The organism is Mycolicibacterium doricum, from assembly GCF_010728155.1.
GTDB classification, from domain to species: Bacteria; Actinomycetota; Actinomycetes; order Mycobacteriales; family Mycobacteriaceae; genus Mycobacterium; species Mycobacterium doricum.
In genome coordinates, this window is the sequence record NZ_AP022605.1 from 3,200,653 (window position 1) to 3,226,932 (window position 26,280).

A 26,280-nucleotide genomic window follows, 5' to 3' on the forward strand; every position below is an offset into this window, starting at 1 on the left:
TCGCACTTATGAGTGGACGGCATCGCAAGCCCACGAACTCCACGGTCAGTGTCGCCAAGATCGCCTTCACCGGTGCTGTCATCGGTGGCGGAAGCCTCGCCCTCGCCGGCCACGCCGGTGCCGCCACCGACGGTGAGTGGGACCGGGTAGCGTCCTGCGAATCCGGCGGCAACTGGGCCATCAACACCGGCAACGGCTACCACGGCGGCCTTCAATTCTCGCCCAGCACGTGGGCCGGCCACGGCGGCGGTGAGTTCGCACCCGCGGCCTACCTGGCCACCAAGGAAGAGCAGATCGCCGTCGCCGAGCGGGTGCTCGCCAGCCAGGGCAAGGGCGCATGGCCGTCCTGCGGAGGTCCGCTGTCCGGCGCGACGCCGCGCAACATCGTCGACCGGCCGATCGACGCGGCCCCACTCAACGGCATCGTGGCGCCTCTGCCGCCGATCGATCCTTTCGCGCCGCCGCCACCTCCGGCCCAGGTGCCGTTCGACGCGCTGGCCGCACCGGCACCCGCACCCGCCCCGCTGCCGCCCGGGGCCCTGCCTCCGGCTCCGGTGCCTCCGCCGCCGCCCGCACCGATCGACGCGCTGGCTGCACCCGCCGCAGCGCCCCCGCCCGCGGCTCCGCTGCCGCCCGCTCCGGTACCCCCGCCCGCGGCTCCGGTGCCCCCGCCCGCGGCGGCACCGCTCGACGCGCCGCTGCCGCCTCCGCCCGCACCGGTAGACCCCGCGGCCTGGGCTGCCCCAGCTCCGGCTCCGGCGCCTGCCGGTGTGCCGCTGCCCCCACCCGCCGATATCCCTCCGCCGGCCGCGCCGGTCGACAGCGCCGTCGCCGCGGCCGCCGCGAACTGGGACACCGTTGCGGCGCCGGCACCGGATCAGCCGCAGCCGCAGAACTGGTCGCTCGGCGTGCCGGCGCCGCTGCAGCCCGCTCCCCCGGCTCCCGCGCCGCACCCTGCTCCCCCTGCTCCCGCGCCGGGGCCTGCTCTCGCGCCGGTGGCCGCACCGGCCCCCGACCCGCTGGCCCCGCTGAACGCGGTCGACATCCCACCGCCGGTCTTCGACGCCGCCAATCAGGTGGCCAGCGGTCAGGTTCCGGCCATGCCCGCCGGTCTGCCTCAGGTGCCCGCCGAGGTGGCGCATCTCGCCAGCCCGGAGAACCTGCCGCCGGGGACCACCGTGAACCCCGGGCAGGTGCCCGGGCAGAGTCCGAACGTCACCTACCTCAAAGAGCTCTGGCACGCGATCCAGACCCAGGAGGTCTCGGGTGCTGATGCGCTGCTGGCGTTGACCCAGCGGCCGCTGACCACGCCCGACACCCCCGGTGGCCCGGCACCCATCCAGGTTGGCACGGCCCCCGTACCGGCCCCGGCGCCCGCAGCAGGTCCGCCCCCCGCGCCGGGCGCTCCGGTCCTGCCGCCCGCTTGAGTCAGGTCACGCCGAGTTCACCCACTCGTCGGAGCCGTCGCCGAAGAACTGGTGTTTCCACACCGGTACCCGGTCCTTGACGGCGTCGACGAGCCGGGAACAAGTGTCGAACGCCGCCCTGCGATGGTCCGCTGCCACAGCGGCCACCAGGGCGGCGTCGCCTATTTCGAGGGGTCCGACGCGATGGCTGACGGCGATCGCACGCACTCCGTCGGCGTCTGCGGCGATCTCGGCGACCACCTCCTCGAGGACATGCGCGGCGGTGGGATGCGCGGTGTATTCGAGCCGGGTGACCCCGCGCCCGCCGTCGTGGTCGCGGACCACACCGGCGAAACTCACGACGGCGCCCGCGGACCCATGTACCACGAGTTCTGCGTGCCCGGTCAGGTCGATCGGTTCCTCGGTCACGGCGGCGCGGAGCACGACGGCGGTCATCGCGGATGGTCCTTTCCGGCGAGTTGATCAAGAGCGTGGTCGAGGATGTCGCCGAGCACCGACAGGCCGTCTTTGACCCCACCGGGCGAGCCGGGCAGATTCACCACGAGTGTGCGCTCGGCCACACCGCAGATCCCCCGCGACAGCACCGCGGTCGGCACCTTCGGCAGCCCGGCCCTTCGAATGGCCTCGGCCAGGCCGGGCAGTTCGTAGTCGATGACGGCCGCGGTCGCCTGCGGGGTGGCGTCGGTCGGGGAGATGCCGGTGCCACCTGAGGTGATCACGACGTCGACACCGTCGGCGACCGCGCCGCGCAACGCCGTTTCGACGGGCTCCCCGTCGGCCACTAGGACCGGATCTGGCGCCTCGACACCCCGGCCGGTCAACCACTCGACGATCAGGGGCCCGGTTCGATCCTCGTACACGGCTGCGGCGGCTCGGGTCGAGGCGATGACCACGCGGCCGGTGCGCGTCACGTCCGTGTCCAGGTGCCGGTCTTGCCGCCCTCTTTACGCAGCACCGCGATGTCATCGATGCGGGCGGCCGGATCGACCGCCTTGATCATGTCGTAGATGGTCAGGGCCGCCACGCTCACCGCGGTCAGCGCTTCCAACTCCACACCGGTGCGGTCGGTGGTCCGCACGGTGGCGGTCACGCGGACGTGGCCCTCGCCGATGCCGAAGTCGACGTCCACACCGGTCAGCGCCAGCTGGTGGCACAGGGGGATAAGCTCGCTGGTGCGTTTGGCGGCCATGATGCCCGCGACGCGGGCGGTCGCCAGCGCGTCACCCTTGGGCAGCCCGCCGGAGGCGATCAGTGCGACCACGTCGGGTCGGGTATGCACAGTGCCCGCGGCGGCGGCGGTGCGTTTGGTGACGTCTTTGGCGGTGACGTCGACCATGTGCGCCGCGCCGGACTCGTCGACGTGCGAAAGCCCGTGGCCCGAGCCCGTGGTCACTATCTGTTGACGACGGTGACGGGATGCAGGTACGGCAGCTCTTCGGCCGGCAGCGGGAAGGTCAGGTCACCGAACGGCGAGAGCGCCCCGACGCGATCGGTGGCCAGCTCGCTTACGGCGTGCTCGTCACCGTCGAGATGCGTGGGCCACCCCGGATCGATGTACTGCTTCTTCGATTTCTTGTCAGCCACGCCCACATTGTGGCAAACGCCGCAGCGCATGGCGAGGCGGGGTGGCTGGTTTACGCTGGTCAGCGATGACAGCACAGATTCCGGGCGTCCCCCTGGCCGCCTGGTTGGCCCAACTACCCGACGAGCGGCTGATCCGGCTGCTGGAGTTGCGCCCTGACCTCACCCAGCCGCCGCCGGGCACGATCGCCGCGCTGGCCGCGCGGGCGACGTCGCGGCAGTCGGTGAAAGCCGCCACCGACGGCCTGGATTTCCTGCGGTTGGCCGTGCTGGATGCGCTGCTCGTGCTGCACGCCGACACCACCGCGGTGCCGTTGACGAAGCTGTTCGAGCTGATCGGGGCCCGTGCCGACGAGAGCACCATCACTGCCGCGGTCGAGGACCTGCGCACCCGCGCGCTGATGTGGGGTCACGACGAGGTACGAGTGGCGGCCGAGCTTGCGTCCGGGCTGCCGTGGTATCCGGGCCAGGCGGTCATCGAGACCGCCGCGCACGGCGCCGACGCCATCGCACACGAACTGGCCGGACTCGACACCGCTCAGCGCGACCTGCTCGAGCGGCTCCTCGAGGGGTCGCCGGTGGGACGCACGCGGGATGCGGCGCCCGGAACGCCGGCCGACCGACCGGTGCAGCGCCTGCTGGCGGCGGGACTGCTGCGTCAGGTCGACGACGACACCGTGATCCTGCCCCGCCTCGTCGGCCAGGCGCTGCGCGGCGAGGTGCCCGGACCGACGGAGCTGACCGCACCCGATCCGGTCACGACCTCGACGAAGATGTCCGATGTCGACGCGGTCGCCGCGGGTGCGGCCATCGACTTGCTGCGCCAAGTCGACGTACTGCTCGAGGCGCTGTCGGCGGCCCCGGTGCCGGAACGGCGTAGCGGCGGTCTCGGAGTGCGCGACCTCAAACGCCTCGTGAAAGCCACCGGTATCGACGAGCGACGGCTGGGGTTGATCCTCGAGGTCGCGTTGGGTGCGGGCCTCATCGCGGCCGGATCGCCGGAACCCGATCCGGGCGAGGGAACCGGCCCGTTCTGGGCGCCGACGGTGGCGGCCGACCGGTTCACCGAATCGCCGACCGCGGTACGCTGGCACCTTCTCGCCTCGACGTGGCTGGATCTGCCCGCTCGGCCGGGGCTCATCGGCAGCCGGGGTCCCGACGGCAAACCCTATGGCGCGCTGTCCGATTCGCTGTACTCGACGGCGGCGCCGCTGGACCGCCGGCTGCTGCTGAGTGTGCTGGCCGACCTGCCCGCGGGCTCGGGGGTCGACGCGGCGTCGGCGTCACGGGCGATGATCTGGCGCCGACCGCGCTGGGCGGTCCGGTTGCAGCCCGAACCGGTCGGCGGCCTGCTCGCCGAGGCACACACCCTCGGCATGGTGGGTCGCGGCGCGATCGCGACGCCCAGCCGCAAACTACTGGGCGGCGAGGCGCCCGAGGATGTCGTGGCGGCCATGGCGAAGGTGCTGCCCGCACCCATCGACCACTTCCTGGTGCAAGCCGACCTCACCGTGGTCGTGCCGGGGCCGCTCGAACGCGACCTCGCCGAGCAGCTGGCGGCCGTCGCAGCGGTGGAGTCGGCGGGCGCGGCGATGGTGTATCGGGTCAGCGAGGCGTCGATCCGGCGCGCGCTCGACACCGGCAGGACCGCCAGCGAACTGCACTCGTTCTTCGGGCGTCATTCGAAGACCGCGGTGCCGCAGGGTCTGACGTATCTGATCGACGACGTCGCGCGCCGCCACGGCCAGCTGCGGGTCGGTATCGCGGCGTCGTTCGTGCGATGCGAGGACCCGGCGCTGCTGGCGCAGGCCGTGGCCGCACCGGCCACCGACGCCGTGGAGCTGCGGCTGTTGGCCCCGACGGTGGCGGTGTCCCAGGCGCCGATCGCCGACGTGCTCGCCGCCCTCCGAAACGCCGGGCTCGCCCCCGCGGCCGAGGATGCGTCGGGCGCGATCGTCGACATCCGCACTCGCGGGTCGCGGGTGCCCGCCCCGGGTCGGCGGCGGGTCTACCGGCCGGTGCCCACGCCCAGCGGCCAGACGCTCGGCGCGATCGTCGCGGTGCTCCGCAAGGTCGCCGCCGCGCCGTCCGGGAACATGCGGCTCGATCCCGGCGTTGCGATAACGCAGTTGCAGGAAGCGGCTGTTCAGCAGACGTCGGTGGTGATCGGCTACGTGGACCCGGCTGGGGTGGCCACGCAGCGGGTGGTCGACCCGGTCAACGTCCGCGGCGGCCAGTTGACCGCCTACGATCCGGCATCCGGTCGAGTGCGCGAATTCGCCATCCATCGCGTGACGTCGGTGGTGTCGGCCGAGAGCGAATAATGGAGCAATGACTTCCAGCGAGAAGCGGAGCGGGATCGCGCATGACTGACGGCCCTTTGATTGTGCAGTCCGACAAGACGGTGCTGCTCGAGGTCGACCACGAGCAGGCGCAGGCGGCCCGCGCCGCGATCGCGCCGTTCGCGGAGCTGGAACGCGCCCCGGAGCACATCCACACCTACCGCATCACCCCGCTGGCGCTGTGGAATGCCCGTGCCGCGGGCCATGACGCCGAGCAGGTGGTCGATGCGCTGGTGTCATTCTCCCGCTACGCCGTCCCCCAGCCCCTGCTCGTCGACATCGTCGACACCATGGCCCGCTACGGCCGCCTGCAGCTGGTGAAGAGCCCGGCGCACGGCCTGGTCCTGGTCAGCTTGGACCGGGCGGTGCTCGAAGAAGTGCTTCGCAACAAGAAGATCGCCCCGATGCTCGGCGCCCGCATCGACGACGACACGGTGATCGTGCACGGCAGTGAGCGTGGCCGGGTCAAGCAGATGCTGCTCAAGATCGGCTGGCCGGCCGAGGACCTCGCCGGCTACGTCGACGGCGAGCGCCACCCGATTGACCTGCTCCAGGACGGTTGGCAGCTGCGCGACTACCAGGAGATGGCCGCCGACTCATTCTGGTCGGGCGGGTCCGGCGTGGTCGTGCTGCCGTGCGGTGCGGGTAAGACACTCGTCGGTGCGGCGGCGATGGCCAAGGCCGGTGCCACCACGCTCATCCTCGTCACCAACACCGTCGCGGGGCGGCAGTGGAAACGCGAACTGGTCGCGCGCACGACGCTGACCGAAGAGGAGATCGGCGAGTACTCCGGTGAGAAGAAGGAGATCCGGCCGGTCACCATCGCCACGTACCAGGTCATCACCCGGCGCACCAAGGGTGAATACCGCCACCTCGAGCTGTTCGACAGCCGCGACTGGGGGCTGATCATCTACGACGAGGTGCACTTGCTGCCCGCGCCGGTGTTCCGGATGACGGCCGACCTGCAGTCGCGCCGCCGGCTGGGGCTGACCGCCACGCTGATCCGCGAGGACGGCCGCGAGGGCGACGTGTTCAGCCTGATCGGACCGAAGCGTTACGACGCGCCGTGGAAGGACATCGAGGCGCAAGGCTGGATCGCGCCGGCGGAGTGCATCGAGGTGCGGGTGACGATGACGGACAACGAGCGCATGCTCTACGCGGTCGCCGAACCCGAGGAACGGTACAAGCTGTGCTCGACGGTGCACACGAAGATCGCTGTCGTCCGGTCGATCCTGGAGCGCCACCAGGGGGAACAGACCCTGGTGATCGGCGCCTACCTCGATCAGCTCGCTGAGCTGGGCGAGGAGTTGGACGCCCCGGTGATCCAGGGCTCGACGAAGAACGCCGAGCGTGAGCTGCTGTTCGACCAGTTCCGCCGCGGCGAGATCTCGACGCTGGTGGTCTCCAAGGTCGCGAACTTCTCCATCGACCTACCGGAAGCGTCTGTGGCGGTTCAGGTTTCGGGCACTTTCGGCTCGCGGCAGGAAGAAGCGCAACGGTTGGGCCGGCTGCTGCGGCCCAAGCACGACGGCGGCGGGGCGGTGTTCTACTCCGTCGTCTCACGGGACAGCCTCGATGCCGAGTACGCCGCGCACCGGCAGCGCTTCCTCGCCGAGCAGGGCTACGGCTATGTCATCAAGGACGCCGACGACCTATTGGGTCCGGCGATCTGAACACCGTGAGGCGATGGCTCACACGGCTCGTCATTTGATGTCCTTCTCGGCATCGGCCAGCGCGGCGAATTCCTCGTCGGGCGAGTTCGCCACCAGGTGGTGGCGGCTGTAGATCCCGAAGTAGGCCATGAATGCGGCGAACACCACCAGACACCAGGTGGCCGCCGTGCTGTCCACGAGGAAGGTCGCGACCACGGCCAAGGCGGCGATGACGAGCGCGAAACCGGTGGTGAGGATGCCGCCCGGGGTGCGGTACGGCCGCGGCATGCCCGGTTCGCGCACCCGCAGCGCGATGTGGCTGATCATCATCAGCACGTAGGACAGCGCGGCGCCGAACACCGCCATGTTGAGCAGCATTGCGCCCTGACCGGTCAGCGACAGAATGAAGCCGATGACACCGGGCACCACCAGGGCCAGCGTCGGCGCCCTACGGGAGTTGACCACCGACAGCCGCTTGGGCAGGTACCCCGCGCGTGACAGCGCGAACAGCTGACGCGAGTAGGCGTAGATGATGGTGAAGAAGCTCGCGATCAACCCGGCCAGGCCGATGTAGTTGACCACTTTGGCCATCGTCGTGTCGCCGAGTGCCTCCACCAGCGGGTTGCCCGACGCGCTGATCAGCTGGGCCCCGCCGGAGCCGGCCGCCAGCACCAGCACGGCGCTGCCGGTCACCAGCAGCACAGCCATCGCCGCGAGGATCCCCCGCGGGACGTTGCGGGACGGATCCTTGGCCTCTTCGGCGGCCAGCGGCACGCCTTCGATGGCGAGGAAAAACCAGATCGCGAACGGCACGGCCGCCCAGATTCCCAGGTAGCCGAACGGCAGGAACGACGAGGCGCCCGCCGCGTCGGTGGGCGCGATGTCGGTGAGGTTGGCGGCGTCGAAGCTCCCGGCCGCCGCGATGGCGAAGATGACCAGGCCGGCGAGCGCGATCGCCGTGATCACGAACATAACCTTGAGCGCTTCACCGACGCCGGCGAGATGTATCCCGATGAACAGCAGGTACACCGCCAGATACACCCACCAGCCGTCGGTGATGCCGAACAGTCCCAGCGATTCGACGTAGGCGCCGATGAACGTCGCGATGGCGGCCGGGGCGATTGCGTACTCGATGAGAATGGCTGTGCCGGTGGCGAATCCGCCCCACGGTCCGAGCGCGCGGCGGGCGAAGGTGTAGCCGCCGCCCGCGGCCGGCAGTGCTGAGGACATCTCGGCCATCCCCAACACCATCGCCAGGTACATGCCGGCGATGATCACGCCGGCGATCAGAAGCCCGCCGAAGCCGCCCTCGGCGAGCCCGAAGTTCCATCCCGAGTAGTCGCCGGAGATGACGTAGCCGACGCCGAGGCCGGCGAGGAGAACCCAGCCGGCAGTGCCCTGCTTGAGCGTCCGTTTGGCGAGATAGTCGCTGGATTCGCTCTGTGCGGTGTCCACCCGCCGATGCTAGACCGGGCGGGGATCTGCCGCCGGTCAAACATCGATGTGCCGGTCCTCTCGAATCGGCACCGGTTGGCGCATCGCGTCCTACCAGGCCGCCACGGCCATCTGGCCGCACCCGTGACAGCGCAGGCCCGAACACGCTAGCCTCGACACCCATGACCGGACGTCCGCGCACGCGCGCTGTCGCGACAATCCGCGGGGCCAGGCTTTCGCTGGCGTGCGTGGCCGTCGGCCTCGGCACACTCTGGCTGGCGGGCCCCGCGGCCGCCCAACCCGGCTTCCCTCCGGCGCCTGCCCCGGTTCCGGGGCCGCCGGCGCCGCCGCCGGTCGGCGCGCCGCCGGTCCCGCAGGTGCAGAACCCGGTCTACGGCTCGGGCGACGGGCCGCTCGGCTTCCTGCGCGACGCCTGGCATCAGGCCCAGAACCCGTACGGCATGGGGATGCCGGATCAGATGCCGGCGGTCTCCCCACCGCCGCCGGGCGCCGGTCCCCCACCCCCGCTGCCGCCCGGATACACGTCGTTCACCGCGCCGGAATCGTCCACGCCGGCTGTCGGGCCCGCCGAGGGACCGCAGGCCGCAGGCCCGCCGCTCCCTCCGGGCTACTACCCGCTGGACGGTCCGCCGCCGCCGGGGTACTTCGACCCACCGCCGCCTCCCCCACCGGGGCCGCCGCCGGCACCGCCGAAGATCATCGCTGGGCAGCCCTGAGCTGAGCCGCGTCCGTGTCTAGGCGTGCGGTCCGACGGCTTTCATCACCGTCAACAGCACCGCGGAGTCTTCCAGTGCGTGCAATCCGTGCCGCGTCTTCGGGATGACGATCAGGTCGCCGGTGCTGCCCTCCCAGCCGGCGTCGCCGGCGTGGAGGCGGACGCGGCCGTGCAGCACCTGCAGCGTGCCTTCCTCGGGGGCCTCATGCTCGCCCATGTCCTGGTCGACGGCCAACGCGATCAGCGTCTGCCGCAGCGAGTGCTCGTGGCCACCGTAGACGGTGTGGGCACTGCGGCCGCTGTTGTGGGACCGGGCGGTCTCCAGGTGTTCGCGGACCAGGGCCGTGAGTGAGATCTTCTCCATGGGAGGTGGTGTTCCCCGCTTCGTGTGTGTGCAATCACGGCGTCGCGGCACTCAGCTCAGCGCCGGGATGACCAGCTGCTCGAACATCTCGATACCCGACCGGTCGTAAGCCGCTTCGGGGAAATACACGATGGCGTATTCGCACCCGAGATCGCGCATCCGCGACAGCTTCTCGATGACCTGCTCCGGTGTGCCGCTGGCCGACTCCGGCGCCGTCGCGGTCGCCAGCATCGCCTCCACAGCGTCCTTGTCGGCCACTGCGACCTGCCGTTCCCGCACGCGCTCCACCCGCGCGGCGACGTCGTCGTTCGAGTCGCCGATCACGGCGTTGAAGTTGGCCGAGCGCACGATCGCGCCGTAGTCGGTGCCGACCTCGCGACAGTGCCCGGCCAGCACCTCCGACTTGTGTCGGAAGCCCTCCGGTTCGGAGGTGAAGTTGGTGTACTGCGCGTACTTCGCGGCGATGCGCAGCGTGACCTTCTCGCCACCGCCGGCGATCCACAGCGGAATACTGTTGCTCTGCAGTGGTTTGGGTTGCACGATCGCGTCGGTGACCTGATAGTGCTTGCCGTCGAGGGTGGCGCGTCCGTACCGCCACGCGTCACGCATGATCTGCACACCCTCGTCGAGCCTGCCCAGCCGCGCGCCGGCCGACGGGAAACCGTAACCGTAGGCGCGCCATTCGTGCTCGTACCAGCCTCCGCCGACCCCCATCTGCACCCGGCCGCCGGAGATGACGTCGACCGTCGAGGCCACCTTCGCCAAATAGGCGGGGTTACGGTAGCTCATCGCCGTGCACATCTGTCCCAGTTTGATGCGTGAGGTGGTCGCGGCGTAGGCGGCCATCAGCGACCACGCTTCGTGGGTGGCCTCGTCGGTCGGCACCGGCACGGTGTGGAAGTGGTCGTAGACCCACAGCGAGTCCCATGCGGTGCCGTCGGCGTAGGTGGCCAGCTCTGACATCACCCGCCAGTGTCGGTCGACCGGTATGCCGACCAAATCGAGCCGCCAGCCCTGCGGGATGAACAGTCCAAATTGCATGACCCCGACTGTAGCGGTGGGCTGCCGGGATTCCGGCAAACTCAGACCAGTTGTCGGTGGTCGTCATTACGCTCACGAACATGGCCCTGTCGAAAGAGCAGCGCGAGCAGTTTCTCGCCGAACCGCATGTCGCCGCGCTATCGGTGTCCGCCGGATCCGAGCGCGGCCCGCTGACCGTCCCGGTCTGGTATCAGTACTCCGCCGGCGGGCAGCCGTGGGTGCTCACCGGCGCAGGTTCACGTAAACACCGGCTGATCGAGGCGGCGGGATACTTCTCCATGATGGTCGAACGCCTTGAGCCGACGGTGCGCTATGTCACGGTGGACGGCCCGGTCAGCCGCATCGAACCTGGCACCGATGATCACCTCGTCGAAGTGGCCAAGCGGTATCTCCCGCCCGAAGCGGTCGAAACGTATCTGGAGATGGCCCGCCGTGAGCACGGGGAGAGCGTGGTGATTCACCTCCGCCCGCAGCACTGGATTTCGTCGGACCTCGGCTCCTTCTAATGCCCATCGCGCTGATGCCCATCGCGGCACCGGTCGCTCACGGCGCTCGACCGCCTCGGGTGCACGCCGTTGGACGGACTTCCACTGCCGCGAGCCTACCGGAGCCGGTCGATGCGACGGTGCGCTTGCGCCGGGCACCTCGCTTGACATCGGGTGCGGCCCCGGTCGTCGGTTACACCGACCACGCAGGCGTCGTGCATCCGCGGGTGATCTAGCAAGACCAGCCGCACCGTCTCGAGCGAAATCTGAAGCCGCCATCGGCGCGACGGCGGGCGGATCCGCCGACCGCCGGGGAAACTACAGCCTGACGTGGAGTTCTTGCACCGCACACGACGAAGCCCCCGCGACGGAAATCGTCGCGGGGGCTCGCGGGGGCGCGAACTACTTGGTCAGCGACTCCGGCGGGGTGAACCGGTCGCCGTAGCGCTCGGCCAGCTCACGGGCACGGGCCACGAAGGCCTCCTTACCGGTTCCCAGAGCGCCCTCGTAGCCGACGATGTACTGCGCGCTGCCGCCGGTGTACGGCGGGTAGCCGATGCCCATGATCGACCCGATGTTGGCATCGGCAGTCGAGGTGAGCACGCCCTCGTCGAGGCACTTCTGCGTCTCGATCGCCTCGGCGAACAGCATCCGGTCGATCATGTCCTGCAGCGGGATGTCGGCCTTGCCGGACCCGAAGGTCTCGCGCAGACCCGGCCACAGACCGGTCCGCTTACCGTCGACGTACTCGTAGAAGCCGGCACCCTTCAGGCGTGACGGCCGGCCGATCTCGATCATTTTGTTGACGACGCCCTCCGCCGGATGCGGCTCGTAGGTGCCGCCCGCGGCCTCGACGCCCTTGCGGGTCTCGGTGGCGATCTTCTGCATCAGCTCGAGGTTGAGCTCGTCGGACAGCTGCAGCGGCGCCGCCGGGTACCCGGCCATGCTGCCGGCTCGCTCGATGCTGGCCGGCTCCACACCCTCACCGAGCATGGCCAGGGCCTCGTTGACGAAGGTGCCGATCACGCGGCTGGTGAAGAAGCCGCGGCTGTCGTTGACCACGATCGGGGTCTTGCCGATGGCCATCGTGTAGTCGAAGACGCGGGCCAGCGCCTCGTCGGAGGTCTTCTCGCCCTTGATGATCTCGACCAGCGGCATCTTGTCGACCGGTGAGAAGAAGTGGATGCCGATGAAGTCTTCCTGGCGCTTCACGCCGGTCGCCAGACCGGTGATGGGCAGCGTGGAGGTGTTCGACCCGAGCAGCGCGTTGGGCTCGATGATGTCCTCGATCTCCTGGAACACCTTGTGCTTGAGTTCTTGGTTCTCGAAGACGGCCTCGATCACGAAATCGACGCCCTTGAGGTCGGCCGGGTCACCGGTCGGGGTGATCCGGGCGAGCAACGCGTCGCTCTTCTCCTGCGTGGTCTTGCCCCGTTCGAGCGCCTTGGCCTCGATCTTCTCGGAGTACGCCTTACCCTTCTGCGCGTTCTCCAGGCTGACGTCCTTGAGGACGACCTCGAAGCCCGCCTTGGCTGACACGTAGGCGATGCCCGCGCCCATCATGCCGGCACCGAGGACGCCGATCTTCTGGATCTCCTGCTTTGCGATGCCGTCCGGGCGCGAACCGCCACCGTTGATCGTCTGCAGGTCCAAGAAGAACGCCTGGATCATGTTCTTGGCGACCTGCCCGGTGACCAACTTGGTGAAGTAGCGGCTCTCGATGCGGCTGGCCGATTCGAAATCGACCTGAGCACCCTCGACCGCGGCGTCGAGGATGGCGCGCGGTGCGGGCATCGGTGCACCCTTGAGCTGCTTGCGCAGCAGCGCCGGGAACGACGGCAGGATGCTCGCCAGGCCGGGAGAGCTCGGGGTGCCGCCGGGCATCTTGTAGCCCTTGGCATCCCAGGGCTGCGTGTGGGCCTCGGGGTTCGCCTTGATCCACGCCTTGGCGGCGGGGATCAACTCGTCCACGGAGTCGACGACCCGGTCCACAAGCCCGATTTCAGCGGCCTTGGCGGGCTTGAACCGGGTGCCCTGCGAGAGCACCTCCATGAACGCCTTCTGGATCCCGAACATCCGCACGGTGCGGGTGACGCCGCCGCCGCCGGGCAGCAGGCCCAGCGTCACCTCGGGCAGACCGATCACCGACCCCCGGACGTCGGCGGCGATGCGATGATGGCACGCCAGCGCGATCTCCAGGCCACCGCCGAGCGCGGCACCGTTGATGGCCGCGACGACCGGCTTACCGAGGGTCTCCAGCTTGCGCAGGTCGGCCTTCATCTCCTCGACGTTCTCGAACATTGCGGCCGCATCGTCGGGACCGATGTTGATCATGCTCTTGAGGTCACCGCCGGCGAAGAAGGTCTTCTTCGCGCTGGTGATGACCACGCCGGTGATCGAATCCTTCTCGGCGACAAGGCGTCCGACGGTGTCGCGCATCGACTGCTTGTAGTGGTCGTTCATCACGTTGGCCGACCCGGTCGGATCATCGAGCGTGAGGGTGACGATGCCGTCGGAGTCCTGCTCCCACTTGATGGTGTTCTCGGTGCTCATCTTTGAGTGCACTTTCCTCTAGACCCGCTCGATGATGGTGGCCACGCCCATGCCGCCGCCCACGCACAGCGTGATCAGCGCGCGCCGCGCATTTCGGCGTTCGAGCTCGTCGACCATGGTTCCGGTGATCATGGCGCCGGTGGCGCCCAGCGGGTGCCCCATTGCGATCGCACCACCGTTGACGTTGAGCTTCTCGTCGGGGATGTCCAGATCCTTCTGGAACTTCAGCACCACCGACGCGAAGGCCTCGTTCAGTTCGAACAGGTCGATGTCGTCGACGGTCAGGCCGGCGCGGTCGAGCACCTTCTTCGTCGCCGGAGTCGGACCGGTGAGCATGATGACCGGGTCGGAGCCGCTGGTGGCGGTGGCCACGATGCGGGCCCGGGGGGTCAGGCCCTGCGACTGGCCGGCCTTCTCTGAGCCGACGAGCACCAGCGCGGCGCCGTCGACGATGCCGGAGCTGTTGCCGCCGGTGTGGACGTGGTTGATCTTCTCGACCCAGTGGTACTTCTGCAGCGCGACGTCGTCGAACCCGCCCATGGCGCCGATGCCGTCGAACGCGGTCTTGAGCTTGCCGAGGCTTTCCACGGTCGAGCCGGGACGCATGTGCTCGTCGTGGTCGAGGATGAGCAGGCCGTTCTGGTCACGCACCGGGACGACCGACTTGGCGAAGTAGCCACCCGACCAGGCTGCGGCGGCGCGCTCCTGCGAGCGCGCGGCGTAGGCGTCGACGTCCTCACGCGAGAAACCTTCGATGGTGGCGATCAGGTCGGCGCCGATGCCCTGGGGCACGAAACCGAGGCGGTAGTTGGTCTCCGGGTCAGTAGCCCAGGCGCCGCCGTCAGAACCCATCGGGACGCGGCTCATCGACTCGACGCCGCCGGCCAGCACGAGGTCGTCCCAGCCCGAACGCACCTTCTGCGCAGCGGTGTTCACCGCCTCCAGACCGGAGGCGCAGAAGCGGTTGAGCTGTACACCACCGGTGGTGTCGGGCAATCCGGCCGCGAGCACCGCGGTGCGGGCGATGTCGCCGCCCTGATCGCCGACCGGTGACACGACGCCGAGGATGAGGTCGCTGATCAGTGTCTCGTCCAGGTCCGGGAAACGACGACGCAGCTCGTCGATCAGGCCGGTGACGAGGTTGAGGGGTTTGACCTCGTGCAGCGAACCGTTGCGTTGCTTGCCGCGAGGCGTACGGATCGCCTCGTAGATGAAGGCTTCTTCAGACATAGCGCGAGCGTAACAGTCCAAACCAACCTGTTGGTTGGCCGGGGGCGCGCTACGCGGACTGGCGCCCCTCGAGCTCGGCCAGCGTCGGGTAGTCGACGTAGCCGGCCGGGCCGGGCGCGTAGAAGGTGCCGACGTCGGGTTCGTTGAGTGCGGCGCCCACGATGAGCCTGTCGATGAGGTCGGGGTTGGCCAGGAACGCCCGCCCCACCGCGGCAGCGCTGATGACTCCCCACTCGGCAAGCTCCTCGAGCTGGCAGAATCGGGTGTCGGTGTCGCGGCCGGTGTTGAGCACCACGGGGCCGGGCCACGCCCCGCGCAGCTCGCCGAACGCGGCGTCCTCGGGGTGGATCAGCAGGTGCAGGTAGGCCGCGCCCAGCGGGGCGATGCGCTCCAGCAGCGCCTGGTAGGTGCAGACGGTGTCGTTCTCCCGCATGTCGCCCGCGGTGTTGCCCGGTGAGATCCGCAGACCGACCCGGCCGGCACCGATCTCCGCGGAGACGGCCTCGACCACCTCGGCGGTCAGCCGTGCCCGGTTGTCCGGCGAGCCGCCGTAGTCGTCGATGCGCTGGTTCACCACGTCCGAGGAGAACTCGTGCAGCAGGTAGCCGTTGGCGCCGTGGATCTCCACGCCGTCCATGCCTGCGTCGACGGCGCGTCGCGCGGCGGCGCGGAAGTCTTCGACGATGGCCCCGATCTCGCCGACCGACAACGCCCGCGGCACGGGCAGCGGCTTCTTACCGGTGGGCGTGTGGGTCAGCACGTCGGCGGGGATCGCCGAAGGAGCCACGGATTGGTAGCCGCTGATGTCCGGGTGCGCCATGCGGCCCACGTGCCACAGCTGCACGAACATCTTCCCGCCCACCGCATGCACCCCCGACGCGATCTCGGCCCACCTGTCCTGGTGCCGCTCGGTGTACATACCAGGGGTGTTCAGGTAGGCGCCGTTGGCTCGCGCCGACACGGCCGTGGCCTCGCTGATGATGAGGCCCGCAGCAGCGCGCTGCGCGTAGTAGCGGGCGGCCAGCGGGGACGGCGTGCCGTCGGAGTCGGCGCGCGAACGGGTCAGGGGGGCCATGAAGATCCGGTTCGCGGCGGCGGTGTCGCCGATCTGGACGGGTTTCAGCAGGGCGGCGTCGCCGTCGAGTTTGAAAGTCACCTCGCAGTAGACGTCACCGGCACCGGAATTCATTCCCGTCACGTCGTTACGCTCGGGACCATGACGGTGTCCAGGCTGCGGCCGTACGCGGTGACGGTGTTCGCCGAGATGTCGGCGCTCGCGGCCCGGGTCGGCGCGGTCAATCTGGGTCAGGGCTTCCCCGACGAGGACGGCCCGCCGGCGATGCTGAAAGTCGCGCAGGAGTCCATCGCCGCCGGGGTGAACCAGTACCCACCCGGGCTGGGCATCGCACCGCTGCGGAAAGCCGTTGCTGCACACCGTAACCGCAAGTACGGCGTCGACTATGACCCCGACACCGAGGTGCTGGTGACCAACGGCGCCACCGAGGCTATCGCCGCCGCCGTGATGGGGCTGGTGGAGCCCGGTTCCGAGGTGTTGGTTATCGAACCGTTCTACGACTCCTACTCCCCGGTGCTCACCATGGCCGGCTGTCACCGCGTCGCCGTGTCGATGATCGAGCACGGCCGCGGCTTCGCGATCGACGTCGACGGGTTGCGCCGCGCGATCACCCCGCGGACGAAGGCGCTGATCGTCAACAGCCCGCACAACCCGACCGGCATGGTGGCCTCCGAGGCCGAGCTCACGGCGATAGCCGAACTCGCCGTCGCGCATGATCTGCTCGTGATCACCGACGAGGTCTACGAACACCTCGTGTACTCGGAGCCGCCGGGACACCGTCACCGCCCCCTGGCGGCGTACCCGGAGATGTCCGGGCGCACGGTCACCATCTCGAGTGCGGCAAAGATGTTCAACGTCACCGGATGGAAGGTCGGATGGGCCTGCGGTGCCGCCGATCTCATCGCCGGGGTCCGGGCCGCCAAGCAGTACCTCACATATGTCGGGGGTGCGCCCTTCCAGCCGGCCGTCGCCCACGCCCTCGACCACGAGGACGCCTGGGTAACGGCATTGCGGGATGCGTTCCAGGCCAAGCGCGATCGACTGGGTGCGGCGCTGACGGATCTGGGATTCGCGGTGCACGACAGCGCGGGCACCTACTTCGTGTGCGCCGACCCCCGGCCGCTGGGCTACAGCGACAGCACCTCGTTTTGCGCAGATCTACCCGAGCGGGCTGGCGTCGCGGCGATTCCGCTGGCAGCATTCTGCGACCCGGAATCACCGCACCTCGACCGATGGAACCACCTGGTGCGCTTTGCGTTCTGCAAGCGTGACGACACCTTGGACGAAGCCGTCCGTCGGCTGCAGGTGCTGCGCCGCTAGCCTGTCGGGCTGTCATCCTCGCTCCGCGGGGTGACAGGGCCTAGTTGCGATCCCCCGCGACCTTCAAGACCTGTTTGCGCAAACCGTCGGTCGCGGTTTCCATGGCACCCTTCATCGCCCGCTTGAGTACGAACCCCGGCAGCGGGACGGAGGGGTCGACGGCGATGTCGAACCGCACCCTGGTCTTATCCCCGTCCGCGGTCAGCGTGTAGGTGGCGTCCTGGCTCTTGAGCTGTCTGGCACTGACCAGCGTCCAGCTGACGGAACTGTCCGTCCAGGTGTACTCCACGACCTGCTCGTCGGTCAGACCCGCGGCCTTGACCTTCATCTTCACCCGGCGCGGTCTGCCGTCGGCGTGGGACTCGAGCACCTCGGCGCTCTGGTACTGCGGCGTCCAGGAGGGGGCCGAGTCGACGTCGGCCATGACGTCGAGGATCTGGGCCGGGGTTGCTTCGATGACCACTTCGCGTGAATCGCTGACTGTCATGCGCTCACCATAGCCACCGTGTCGGCGCCGCGGAATCACTCGGCGTGCTTGCGCACCGCCAGCACGCGCTCGCGCAGTCCGACGGTGGCGGTGTCGAGGACACCCTTGGCGGCGCGGCGCAACAGGAAACCCGGCATCGGCATGATCGGGTCGACGGTGACCTCGAATACAACCCGGGTCCGGTCGCCGTCGGGGATAAGGCGGTAACGCGCGTCCTGGGAACGCTGATAGGTCGAGCTCAGAAGCGTCCAACCGTAGCCGTCGTCGTGGTAGGTGAGCGCGATCTCCTGGACGTCGGTGATCCCGACCGTGGTGACGGTGGCGCGGCTTCGCGTCGGCCTTCCGTGTTCATCGCGCTCAAGCACCACCGAACTGCGGTGGGCGGCAGACCATTCGGGCAGCGCCTCGAGATCCAGCATGACAGGCAGGATCTCGTCGACCCGGGCGTCGATCACGACCTCGCGGAACTCACGGATAGCCACGACGGCGACCCTACTCGGGTGCCCGACGTCGGGATGGTCCTCCAGCGCCCCGATTGCTGAGATCACCGATGTCCCCGTGGGTCCAGTGACGGCGACGCGCCGTGACGTGCGGGAGAAGTTCCCGGTTCGTGTCCGGGGAAGCGTGCTATAGCCCGGGAGTGGGCATACAAAGGTGATCCGCAACCCGAAGGGACCCGCGATGAAGCTGATCTCGCCGACCGATTCGATGTTCTTGCTCGTCGAGTCGAGGGAGCATCCTATGCACGTCGGCGGGCTGCAACTGTTCGAACCGCCGGACGGCGTCTCGGGCGCGGAGTTCCTGCACGATATCCATCAGGCCATGTCGCAGCAGACCGGTTTCCAGGAGACGTTCCGCAAGCATCCCGGCACGGTGCTCGGTGGCGTCGCCAACCTCACGTGGGCCGTCGACGACGACGTCGACCTCGACTACCACCTGCGCCGGTCGGCGCTGCCCACGCCGGGTCGGGTACGCGAACTGCTGGAGTTGACGTCGCGGCTGCACGGCGGGCTTCTGGACCGGCACCGGCCGCTGTGGGAGACGCACCTGGTCGAAGGGCTCAGCGACGGACGCTTCGCGGTGTACGTCAAGTTCCATCACGCCCTCATCGACGGGGTGTCGGCGCTCAAGCTGACCCAACGCACACTGTCGGCCGATCCCGACGACACCGAGGTCCGGGTTCCGTGGAATCTGCCGTACAAACGGCGGAACCGGGATCAGGAGTCGAAGTCGGTGCTGCGCAGCGTCACCGAGCGCGTGGGTTCCGTTGCCGCACTGGTCCCGTCGACACTCGGGCTGGCGCGCGCGGCGCTGCTCGAGCAACAGCTGCAGCTACCATTCGGCGCGCCCAAGACGATGTTCAACGTCCCGATCGGCGGCGCCCGACGAGTCGCAGCGCAGTCATGGCCGCTGGCGCGCATCCGCTCGGTCAAACAGGCCACCGGCGCGACGGTCAACGACGTCATCCTCGCGATGTGCGCCGGCGCGCTGCGGTTCTACCTCACCGAGCAGCATGCGCTCCCGGACGCGCCGCTCATCGCCATGGTGCCGGTGAGCCTTCGCACCGAAGAGGAGGCTGACGCCGGCGGCAACATGACCGGCGTCGTGCTGTGCAACCTCGCGACCGACGACGACGATCCGGCTCGCCGGCTGGACACCATCAGCTTGTCGATGCGCAGGAACAAGCAGGTGTTCTCCCAATTGCCGCGGGTGCAGCAGCTGGCGCTGTCCGCATCGATGATCGCGCCCCTCGGTCTGGGTGCGGTCCCGGGATTCGTTTCGGCCGCTCCCCCACCGTTCAACATCGTGATCTCCAACGTGCCGGGCAGCCGGGTTCGGTTGTACTGGCGCGGCGCCCGCCTCGACGGCAACTACCCCTTCTCGATCGTGCTCGACGGCCAGGCGCTGAACATCACGATGGCCAACAACGGCGACAACCTGGACTTCGGGCTGGTCGGCGCCCGAGGCAGCGTCCCCCACCTGCAGCGGCTACTCGCGCACCTCGAGGATTCGCTCACGGAACTGGAGCGCGCGGTCGCGGCGTGACGTGACGGCTCAGTCGATGTTCGCCAGGGCCGCGCGGTCGGCGTTGTACCGGGGCCGCGCGGTGCGGGGGCGCCGGACGATGTCGGCGACAGGGTCTTCTGACAGCCGTCCCCGGCGAATGAAACCACGTCCTGGTGGCCAGGGCCGGGATCGAACCGGCGACCTTCCGCTTTTCAGGCGGACGCTCGTACCAACTGAGCTACCTGGCCGGAAGGCACCGGCCCGTGAGAACCGCAATGCCTCGCCGTGATGGCGACCCTGACGGGACTCGAACCCGCGACCTCCGCCGTGACAGGGCGGCGCGCTAACCAACTGCGCCACAGGGCCTTGCTGTGTGACCCGAACAGACGAGCCACGGGTACCCCCTACGGGATTCGAACCCGCGCTACCGCCTTGAAAGGGCGGCGTCCTAGGCCGCTAGACGAAGGGGGCCAAGCCGAATCTCTCCGGGGTACTCGCAACGTTTCCGTTAGGAGCTTCGATAGCTTAGGGCACCGACACCTGAATCCTCAAACGAGGGGCCCGTTACCCGTCTCGGTATCCTCTAGTAGTCTCCGTCCACACTGCCCCTATAGCTCAGTTGGTAGAGCTACGGACTTTTAATCCGCAGGTCCCAGGTTCGAGCCCTGGTGGGGGCACTTCGGATCACATGGTGAGCGCCTTCGCCGTTCGAAGGAGGCTACTCGATACATAGCGCTTCGGAGGACCTTCCGCCGTCTTGGGGATTTGGTTCGGTAAGTTCAGCGGCTCGAGTGGTCCCGACACTCGACCGGCGCCACATTGCGGGCCGGGGTGTGCCAGCCGGTTTGACCGAGCGCTACTTCTACGAGAGCTTCGCAGACCGCGACGAATTCGTCCGGGCCGCCTACGACGACGTCTGTACCCGGGCGGGTGCTGCTGCTGGCCCTGTTCACCGCGTACCTCGACGGCCGACTGAGCGCCACCCGTGAACAGTCCATCGACTACTGCGTCGACATGCTGCTCAGCAGGGTCACCAGTCACTGACGCGAGGGGTGGGCGGCCGCGATCGGGGGTACCCGAAACGGACGTGACCGAGGGCCGAAAAGGTGGTCCCCGCTGCACGAGCCGGACGTCCTGACCCGCGTGACACTCGCGGACGGAACTTGAATGTCACTCGGGTACACACATATATTGAGTGCGACCAACAGGTACAGATAACTCCGACGAGCCCTGCACCGCGAGGAGGATGAGCGCCGATGCACGAGAACCTGACCGACCTACACCTGCTGCGCGAGCTGGAACCGGTGGTCGAGAAGCTGCTCAACCGGCATCTGCGGATGCGCAAGGACTGGAACCCGCATGACTACATTCCGTGGTCGGACGGCAAGAATTTCTACGCACTGGGCGGTCAGGACTGGGACCCCGAGCAGTCGAAGCTCTCGGAGGTCGCGCAGACCGCGATGGTGCAGAACCTGCTGACCGAGGACAACCTGCCCTCGTATCACCGCGAGATCGCGATGAACATGAGCATGGACGGAGCCTGGGGTCAGTGGGTCAACCGCTGGACGGCCGAGGAGAACCGGCACGGCATCGCGCTGCGCGACTACCTTGTCGTCACCCGCGCGGTCGACCCGGTGGAACTCGAGGAACTGCGCGTCGAGCAGATGACCCGCGGCTTCTCGCCGGGCCAGAACCAGCAGGGCGATCTGTTCGCCGAGAGCCTGTTCGACTCGGTCATCTACGTGACCTTCCAGGAGCTCGCCACCCGCGTCTCGCACCGCAACACCGGCAAGGCGTGTTCGGAGCCGGTCGCCGACCAGTTGCTCCAGCGCATCTCGGCCGACGAGAACCTGCACATGATCTTCTACCGCGACGTCTCCGAGGCTGGTTTAGACATCGCCCCCGACCAGGCCATGCACTCGCTGCACCGGATTCTGCGCAACTTCAAGATGCCCGGGTACACCGTGCCGGAATTCCGCCGCAAGGCCGTCGTGATCGCCGTCGGCGGTGTCTACGACCCGCGAATCCACCTCGACGACGTGGTGATGCCGGTGCTCAAGAAGTGGCGAATCTTCGAGCGCGAGGACTTCACCGGTGAGGCCGCCCGCATGCGCGACGACCTGGGCGTGCTGGTCGAGGAACTCGAGGCGGCCTGCGAGAAGTTCGAGACCGCCAAGCAGAAGCGTCTGGAACGCGAAGCCAAGATGGCCGAGAAGAAGGCCGGTAAGGTCCTGGCGTCATCAGCGTCGTAGCCACGACCGTCGACACGGCCCGATCCGCACTCCGGATCGGGCGCCTCGCGCTGACCAGCCCCGTGGTGCTGGCCCCGATGGCCGGGGTGACCAACGTCGCGTTCCGCACGTTGTGCCGTGAGCTTGAAGTGGCCAGGGCAGGCACCGTCAGCGGCATGTACGTGTGCGAGATGGTGACCGCGCGAGCGCTCGTCGAGCGCCACCCGGTCACCATGCACATGACCGCGTTCGCCCCCGACGAGTCGCCCCGGTCGCTACAGCTCTACACCGTCGACCCCGCCACCACCTATGCGGCGGCGAAGATGATCGTCGACGACGGCATGGCCGACCACGTCGACATGAACTTCGGCTGCCCGGTGCCCAAGGTGACGAAGCGCGGGGGTGGTGCCGCGCTGCCCTACAAGCGCAAACTCTTCGGCCAGATCGTCGGCGCCGCGGTGCGCGCCACCGAAGGCACCGGCATCCCCGTCACGGTGAAGTTCCGCATCGGCATCGACGACGCCCACCAGACCCACCTGGACGCCGGCCGGATCGCCGCCGAGGAAGGTGCGGCTGCGGTTGCCCTGCACGCCCGCACCGCGGCGCAGCGCTACTCCGGCACCGCCGACTGGACGCAGATCGCCGCACTGAAAGCGCACGTCACTTCCGTTCCCGTTCTTGGCAACGGTGACATCTTCGACGCCGACGACGCGCTGGCGATGATGGCCGCCACGGGGTGCGACGGCGTCGTGATCGGGCGCGGCTGCCTGGGCCGGCCGTGGCTGTTCGCCGAGCTGTCGGCGAAGTTCACCGGCCGCCCGCTGCCGGTGCCGCCCACCCTCGGTGAGGTGGCCGACATCATCCGCAGGCACGGCGAACTGCTCACCGACCACTTCGGCGAGGACAAGGCGATGCGAGACATCCGCAAGCACATCGCGTGGTACCTGCACGGATTCCCGGCCGGATCGGATCTGCGCCGGGCGCTCGCGCTGGTCAAGACGCGCAGTGAGCTCTCCGAACTGCTCGACCGGCTCGACCCCGATGTCCCGTTCCCGCCGGCGGCGACGGGTCCGCGCGGACGGCAGGGGTCCGCTGCGTCGGTGTCCCTGCCGGAGGGCTGGCTGACCGACCCGGACGACTGCACGGTGCCAGCGGGTGCGGACGTCATGCACTCCGGTGGCTGACGAGTCGCTATACCGAGACGTTCTCGAGACGTTCTCCGGCTGGTCGTCTCACAGGAATGCTCAGTACGATGTGGGTCTCGTCGCAGCCCGGCTCCGGTGGCGGAGTTACCGAGGCGCTGCTACAAGACGGTGAGCACTCATAAGAGGGTGAGCACTGCGCGCGTTCTCGACGCGCCACGCTTGACGAAGTCGGAGGCCGGTTGGACATGAGTGACGGCGACAGCCCGCGAGCTGATGCCACTCGTGACCCTCGGCGTCCAAGCGACCCACGGTCCGACTGGGACAACGAATGGCTTACCCGATCGGTACGGCGATCGCCGGATGCCGCGCCGTGGGAGCGCAGTAGACCCCTCGAACGCCGCGAGCCCGAACCGGCTCCCGGTGTCACCGACGCCGCCGAGGCCGCCGAGGCGTCCAGCGAGGCCGGGGGCGGTCATGCCGCGGGTGTCGTCACCGTCGCCGACCTGATCGCCAAAATCAACGGCGACGGTACCGCGCCGGCGGAGCTGGCGCCCAAACGCCGACGCGCCGAACCCGAACCCGAACCTGAACCGCCCACTCCGGCGACAGAGGTCATGGAGGCGATCCGCGAACCGGCCGATTCCGACCGCCAGGACACCGAGATCATCCCTGCGGCGACCGGCGCCTACGCCGGGGAACTGCCCGTCCTTGCCGAGAATCCGGGTGAGCGGGTGCCACCCTGCCGGGTCGGGAACGGCGGCACCGTGGTCGCCGAGGAGCAGCCGCACCGGCGCCGCCGGATCATCCTGGCCGGACGCGCCGCAGCCGCGCTGCTGGCGGTACTCGCGCTGGCGCTCACCGGCGGTGCATGGCAGTGGCAGTCGTCGAAGAACAGCCTCATGAACAGGGTGTCGGCGCTGGATCGGGACAGCCGCGACATCGTCGATCCCAACGCCCAGTTCGGTGACGAGAACTTCCTGATCGTCGGTGTGGACAGCCGCATCGGCGAGAACAGCGACATGGGCGCGGGCACCACCGACGACGCCGCCGGCGCCAGGTCGGACACCGTGATGCTGGTCAACATCCCGGCCAACCGGGAACGCGTCGTGGCGGTGTCCTTTCCCCGCGACCTGTACATCGATCCCATGGAATGCGAGCCGTGGAACCCGGAAACGGGTGCCTATGGTCCGATCACCGACCCGGAGTCGCCGATGTACGGGCGCGACACCGTCTACACCGAGTACAAGCTCAACTCGGCGTACGCGGTCGGCGGACCAAAGTGTCTGGTCAAAGTCGTGCAGAAGCTTTCGGGCCTGTCGGTGAACCGATTCATGGCCGTCGACTTCGCCGGGTTCTCCAAGATGGTCGACGCCCTGGGTGGTGTCGAGGTCTGCAGCACCGAGCCGTTGGAGGACTACGAACTCGGCACGGTGCTGCCGACGGCCGGCCGGCAGATGGTCGACGGACACACCGCGCTGAACTACGTGCGCGCTCGACAGGTCACCACGGAGATCAACGGCGACTACGGCCGAATCAAACGCCAGCAGCGCTTCCTGTCCTCGCTGATGCGTTCGTTGATCTCCAAGGAAGTGTTCTTCTCGCTGTCGAAGCTCGACAACGTGGTCAACATGTTCATCGACGACAGCTACGTCGACAACATCGACACCCGGGATCTGGTCACGCTGGGCCAGTCGATCCAGGGCGTGACCGCGGGACGGATCACCTTCGTCACGGTGCCGACCACCGGCTACGCCGACGAATACGGCAACGAGATCCCACGCACCGACGACATGCGCGCGCTGTTCGCCGCCATCATCAACGACGACCCGCTGCCCGGGGAGAAGAACGCCGACAACACGCCCGTACCCGGAACCCCGGAATCGACGATGGCGGGCCCTGAAGCCGGGGCCACCGAACCCGCCGACGAGTCGAACGCCGAACTGGTCAACGCGGTCACCACCGAACCGCAGGACGTCACCGTGCAGGTGTCGAACTCCACCGGACAGCCGGCGCTGGGCGCCACGACCACCGATGAACTGCAGCAATACGGCTTCGACGTCACCACGCCGGACGACTACCCGAGTGCGCTGACCGAGACGACGGTGTTCTTCTCGCCGGGAAACGAGCAGGCCGCCGCCACCGTCGCATCCTCGTTCGCGAACCCGGCGATCGAACGAGTGTCCGGTATGGGCGACGTCGTCCAAGTGGTGCTCGGCACCGATTTCGATGCCGTCAGCGCGCCCGCGCCCAGCGGCTCGCCGGTCCAGGTGAACGTGTCGCACGACACCGGCAGCACGCCCGCTCCCCTGCCGGAGGATCTCAACGTCACTAACGCCGCCGACACCACCTGCGAGTGACCCGCCCGGCGGCATCCGGGCAGGCGGCATTCACCTTGAGTTCACTTCCGACTCCGTGACGGCGCGCCGTATTAGCTCTAGGCTGGCTCTATGCGCAGCGCGTACCACGAGCAGCTACAGGCCCTCACGAGTCAGCTCGGCGAGATGTGCGGCTTGGCCGGCAAAGCGATGGAGTGCGCGACACAGGCACTGCTGCAAGCAGACCTTGTCCTGGCCGAACAAGTCATCTCTGACCACGACCAAATCGCCACGATGAGTGCACGCGCCGAGGAGGCAGCGTTCGTCCTGCTTGCGCTGCAGGCGCCGGTCGCCGGTGACCTGCGCGCCGTGGTGAGTTCCATTCAGATCGTCGCCGACGTCGACCGTATGGGGGCGTTGGCACTCCACGTCGCCAAGATCGCGCGCCGCCGCCACCCGCAGCACGCGCTACCCGAGGAGGTCAACGGCTACTTCGCCGAGATGGGCCGCGTCGCGGTCGAGCTCGGCAACGCCGCACAGGAGGCGCTCGAGTCCCGGGACCCCGACAAGGCCGCCCGCATCCAGGAGGAAGACGATGCGATGGACGACCTGCACCGTCACCTGTTCACCGTCCTGATGGACCGGGACTGGAAACACGGCGTGACTGCGGCGGTCGACGTGACACTGCTGAGCCGGTTCTACGAGCGGTTCGCCGACCACGCCGTGGAGGTGGCGCGCCGGGTGATCTTCCAGGTGACCGGTGTGTACCCGACCGAGGAAGTCGTCCCGACGCCGCGCTGACCGGCACGCTGCCGAGAGCGAAAGGCCCCGCCGCGGCGGGGCCTTTCGTCTGGG

Annotated in this window: 23 protein-coding genes, 4 tRNA genes and 1 pseudogene; 13 read left to right on the top strand and 15 right to left on the bottom strand. The window is 68.6% G+C overall.

The features are described from left to right. Positions 1-8: 8 nt before the first annotated feature. Entirely contained in the window at positions 9-1,427 is a 1,419-nt protein-coding gene (locus G6N07_RS15600) for a transglycosylase family protein (RefSeq protein ID WP_163784228.1), read from the top strand. A 6-nt stretch (positions 1,428-1,433) separates the two neighbouring features. Here the strand turns inward: G6N07_RS15600 and G6N07_RS15605 are convergent, their stop codons facing one another. The 4 genes from G6N07_RS15605 to G6N07_RS15620 are packed head-to-tail and all read right to left on the bottom strand — an operon-like array spanning position 1,434 to position 3,041. Continuing rightward, positions 1,434-1,862 (bottom strand): molybdenum cofactor biosynthesis protein MoaE, encoded by a 429-nt coding sequence (locus G6N07_RS15605; protein WP_085188558.1) that lies wholly within the window; start codon positions 1,860-1,862, stop codon positions 1,434-1,436. Further along, positions 1,859-2,338: a MogA/MoaB family molybdenum cofactor biosynthesis protein gene (locus tag G6N07_RS15610; RefSeq protein ID WP_085188556.1), complete on the bottom strand. Its 480-nt coding sequence runs from the start codon at positions 2,336-2,338 to the stop codon at positions 1,859-1,861. The genes G6N07_RS15605 and G6N07_RS15610 overlap by 4 nt, the downstream gene beginning before the upstream one ends. Beyond that, entirely contained in the window at positions 2,335-2,820 is a 486-nt protein-coding gene (moaC, locus tag G6N07_RS15615) for a cyclic pyranopterin monophosphate synthase MoaC (RefSeq protein WP_263858045.1), read from the bottom strand. Before moaC ends, G6N07_RS15610 begins: the two co-directional genes overlap by 4 nt. After that, positions 2,820-3,041 carry a hypothetical protein gene (locus tag G6N07_RS15620; RefSeq protein WP_085188552.1) on the bottom strand — a complete coding sequence of 74 codons (222 nt, stop codon included), beginning with the start codon at positions 3,039-3,041 and terminating at the stop codon, positions 2,820-2,822. The genes moaC and G6N07_RS15620 overlap by 1 nt, the downstream gene beginning before the upstream one ends. A gap of 35 nt (positions 3,042-3,076) precedes the next feature. Here G6N07_RS15620 and G6N07_RS15625 point away from each other — a divergent pair, with 35 nt between their 5' ends. Both G6N07_RS15625 and G6N07_RS15630 read left to right on the top strand, forming a co-directional pair. Continuing rightward, complete coding sequence (locus G6N07_RS15625; protein ID WP_085188550.1) at positions 3,077-5,332, top strand: helicase-associated domain-containing protein; 2,256 nt, start codon at positions 3,077-3,079, stop codon at positions 5,330-5,332. Positions 5,333-5,373: 41 nt separating this feature from the next. Continuing rightward, a complete protein-coding gene (locus G6N07_RS15630; protein WP_085188548.1) occupies positions 5,374-7,023 on the top strand; it encodes a DNA repair helicase XPB in 1,650 nt (549 codons plus the stop codon). A gap of 30 nt (positions 7,024-7,053) precedes the next feature. Here the strand turns inward: G6N07_RS15630 and eat are convergent, their stop codons facing one another. Beyond that, positions 7,054-8,457 carry an ethanolamine permease gene (eat, locus tag G6N07_RS15635; protein WP_085188546.1) on the bottom strand — a complete coding sequence of 468 codons (1,404 nt, stop codon included), beginning with the start codon at positions 8,455-8,457 and terminating at the stop codon, positions 7,054-7,056. 161 nt (positions 8,458-8,618) lie between these two features. Here eat and G6N07_RS15640 point away from each other — a divergent pair, with 161 nt between their 5' ends. Continuing rightward, positions 8,619-9,173, top strand: coding sequence for a hypothetical protein (locus tag G6N07_RS15640; RefSeq protein WP_085188544.1), 555 nt, complete (start codon positions 8,619-8,621; stop codon positions 9,171-9,173). Between the two features lie 18 nt (positions 9,174-9,191). Here G6N07_RS15640 and G6N07_RS15645 read toward each other — a convergent pair whose 3' ends face one another. Together G6N07_RS15645 and G6N07_RS15650 are read right to left on the bottom strand one after the other, a co-directional pair. Further along, positions 9,192-9,536, bottom strand: coding sequence for a cupin domain-containing protein (locus G6N07_RS15645; protein WP_085188542.1), 345 nt, complete (start codon positions 9,534-9,536; stop codon positions 9,192-9,194). Between the two features lie 51 nt (positions 9,537-9,587). Beyond that, on the bottom strand, positions 9,588-10,577 hold the full coding sequence (locus tag G6N07_RS15650) for an LLM class F420-dependent oxidoreductase (RefSeq protein ID WP_085188540.1): 990 nt from the start codon (positions 10,575-10,577) through the stop codon (positions 9,588-9,590). A gap of 80 nt (positions 10,578-10,657) precedes the next feature. Here G6N07_RS15650 and G6N07_RS15655 point away from each other — a divergent pair, with 80 nt between their 5' ends. Next, positions 10,658-11,083, top strand: coding sequence for a pyridoxamine 5'-phosphate oxidase family protein (locus tag G6N07_RS15655; protein WP_085188538.1), 426 nt, complete (start codon positions 10,658-10,660; stop codon positions 11,081-11,083). A gap of 381 nt (positions 11,084-11,464) precedes the next feature. Here the strand turns inward: G6N07_RS15655 and G6N07_RS15660 are convergent, their stop codons facing one another. Genes G6N07_RS15660 through G6N07_RS15670 form a run of 3 tightly spaced genes read right to left on the bottom strand, consistent with a single transcriptional unit; the run spans position 11,465 to position 16,034 of the window. After that, entirely contained in the window at positions 11,465-13,615 is a 2,151-nt protein-coding gene (locus G6N07_RS15660) for a 3-hydroxyacyl-CoA dehydrogenase NAD-binding domain-containing protein (RefSeq protein ID WP_085188534.1), read from the bottom strand. Between the two features lie 18 nt (positions 13,616-13,633). After that, a complete protein-coding gene (locus G6N07_RS15665; protein WP_085188532.1) occupies positions 13,634-14,845 on the bottom strand; it encodes an acetyl-CoA C-acetyltransferase in 1,212 nt (403 codons plus the stop codon). A 49-nt stretch (positions 14,846-14,894) separates the two neighbouring features. Next, on the bottom strand, positions 14,895-16,034 hold the full coding sequence (locus G6N07_RS15670; protein WP_275990559.1) for an alkene reductase: 1,140 nt from the start codon (positions 16,032-16,034) through the stop codon (positions 14,895-14,897). A 27-nt stretch (positions 16,035-16,061) separates the two neighbouring features. Here G6N07_RS15670 and G6N07_RS15675 point away from each other — a divergent pair, with 27 nt between their 5' ends. Further along, positions 16,062-17,240 (top strand): pyridoxal phosphate-dependent aminotransferase, encoded by a 1,179-nt coding sequence (locus tag G6N07_RS15675; RefSeq protein ID WP_085188530.1) that lies wholly within the window; start codon positions 16,062-16,064, stop codon positions 17,238-17,240. Between the two features lie 40 nt (positions 17,241-17,280). Here G6N07_RS15675 and G6N07_RS15680 read toward each other — a convergent pair whose 3' ends face one another. Beyond that, positions 17,281-17,727 carry an SRPBCC family protein gene (locus G6N07_RS15680; protein ID WP_085188528.1) on the bottom strand — a complete coding sequence of 149 codons (447 nt, stop codon included), beginning with the start codon at positions 17,725-17,727 and terminating at the stop codon, positions 17,281-17,283. A 35-nt stretch (positions 17,728-17,762) separates the two neighbouring features. Continuing rightward, positions 17,763-18,209, bottom strand: coding sequence for an SRPBCC family protein (locus G6N07_RS15685; RefSeq protein ID WP_085188609.1), 447 nt, complete (start codon positions 18,207-18,209; stop codon positions 17,763-17,765). Positions 18,210-18,408: 199 nt separating this feature from the next. On the opposite strand from G6N07_RS15685, the gene G6N07_RS15690 reads away from it, so the two are divergent. Then, positions 18,409-19,773 (top strand): WS/DGAT/MGAT family O-acyltransferase, encoded by a 1,365-nt coding sequence (locus tag G6N07_RS15690; RefSeq protein ID WP_085188607.1) that lies wholly within the window; start codon positions 18,409-18,411, stop codon positions 19,771-19,773. Positions 19,774-19,905: 132 nt separating this feature from the next. Here the strand turns inward: G6N07_RS15690 and G6N07_RS15695 are convergent. The 3 genes from G6N07_RS15695 to G6N07_RS15705 form a co-directional block, all read right to left on the bottom strand. Beyond that, positions 19,906-19,982 (bottom strand) — tRNA-Phe (locus G6N07_RS15695). Positions 19,983-20,023: 41 nt separating this feature from the next. Next, a tRNA-Asp gene (locus G6N07_RS15700) sits at positions 20,024-20,100 on the bottom strand. A 32-nt stretch (positions 20,101-20,132) separates the two neighbouring features. Next, positions 20,133-20,205: transfer RNA gene (locus tag G6N07_RS15705), tRNA-Glu, on the bottom strand. Positions 20,206-20,338: 133 nt separating this feature from the next. Between G6N07_RS15705 and G6N07_RS15710 the strand changes: the two genes are divergently transcribed. From G6N07_RS15710 to phoU, 6 genes and pseudogenes are all read left to right on the top strand, one after another. Further along, positions 20,339-20,411 (top strand) — tRNA-Lys (locus tag G6N07_RS15710). 162 nt (positions 20,412-20,573) lie between these two features. Next, a pseudogene (locus G6N07_RS15715) lies at positions 20,574-20,778 on the top strand (TetR/AcrR family transcriptional regulator); the annotation flags it as partial. A gap of 212 nt (positions 20,779-20,990) precedes the next feature. Next, positions 20,991-21,986, top strand: a complete 996-nt coding sequence (locus G6N07_RS15720) for an acyl-ACP desaturase (RefSeq protein WP_085188526.1) — start codon at positions 20,991-20,993, stop codon at positions 21,984-21,986. Beyond that, on the top strand, positions 21,974-23,149 hold the full coding sequence (gene dusB / locus G6N07_RS15725) for a tRNA dihydrouridine synthase DusB (RefSeq protein ID WP_179960047.1): 1,176 nt from the start codon (positions 21,974-21,976) through the stop codon (positions 23,147-23,149). The genes G6N07_RS15720 and dusB overlap by 13 nt, the downstream gene beginning before the upstream one ends. 206 nt (positions 23,150-23,355) lie before the next feature. Beyond that, positions 23,356-25,467 carry an LCP family protein gene (locus G6N07_RS15730; protein WP_085188522.1) on the top strand — a complete coding sequence of 704 codons (2,112 nt, stop codon included), beginning with the start codon at positions 23,356-23,358 and terminating at the stop codon, positions 25,465-25,467. Between the two features lie 90 nt (positions 25,468-25,557). Continuing rightward, the gene (gene phoU, locus G6N07_RS15735) at positions 25,558-26,226 is read left to right on the top strand and encodes a phosphate signaling complex protein PhoU (protein ID WP_085188520.1); all 669 of its coding nucleotides are present in this window, start codon (positions 25,558-25,560) and stop codon (positions 26,224-26,226) included. The last annotated feature ends 54 nt before the right edge of the window (positions 26,227-26,280 follow it).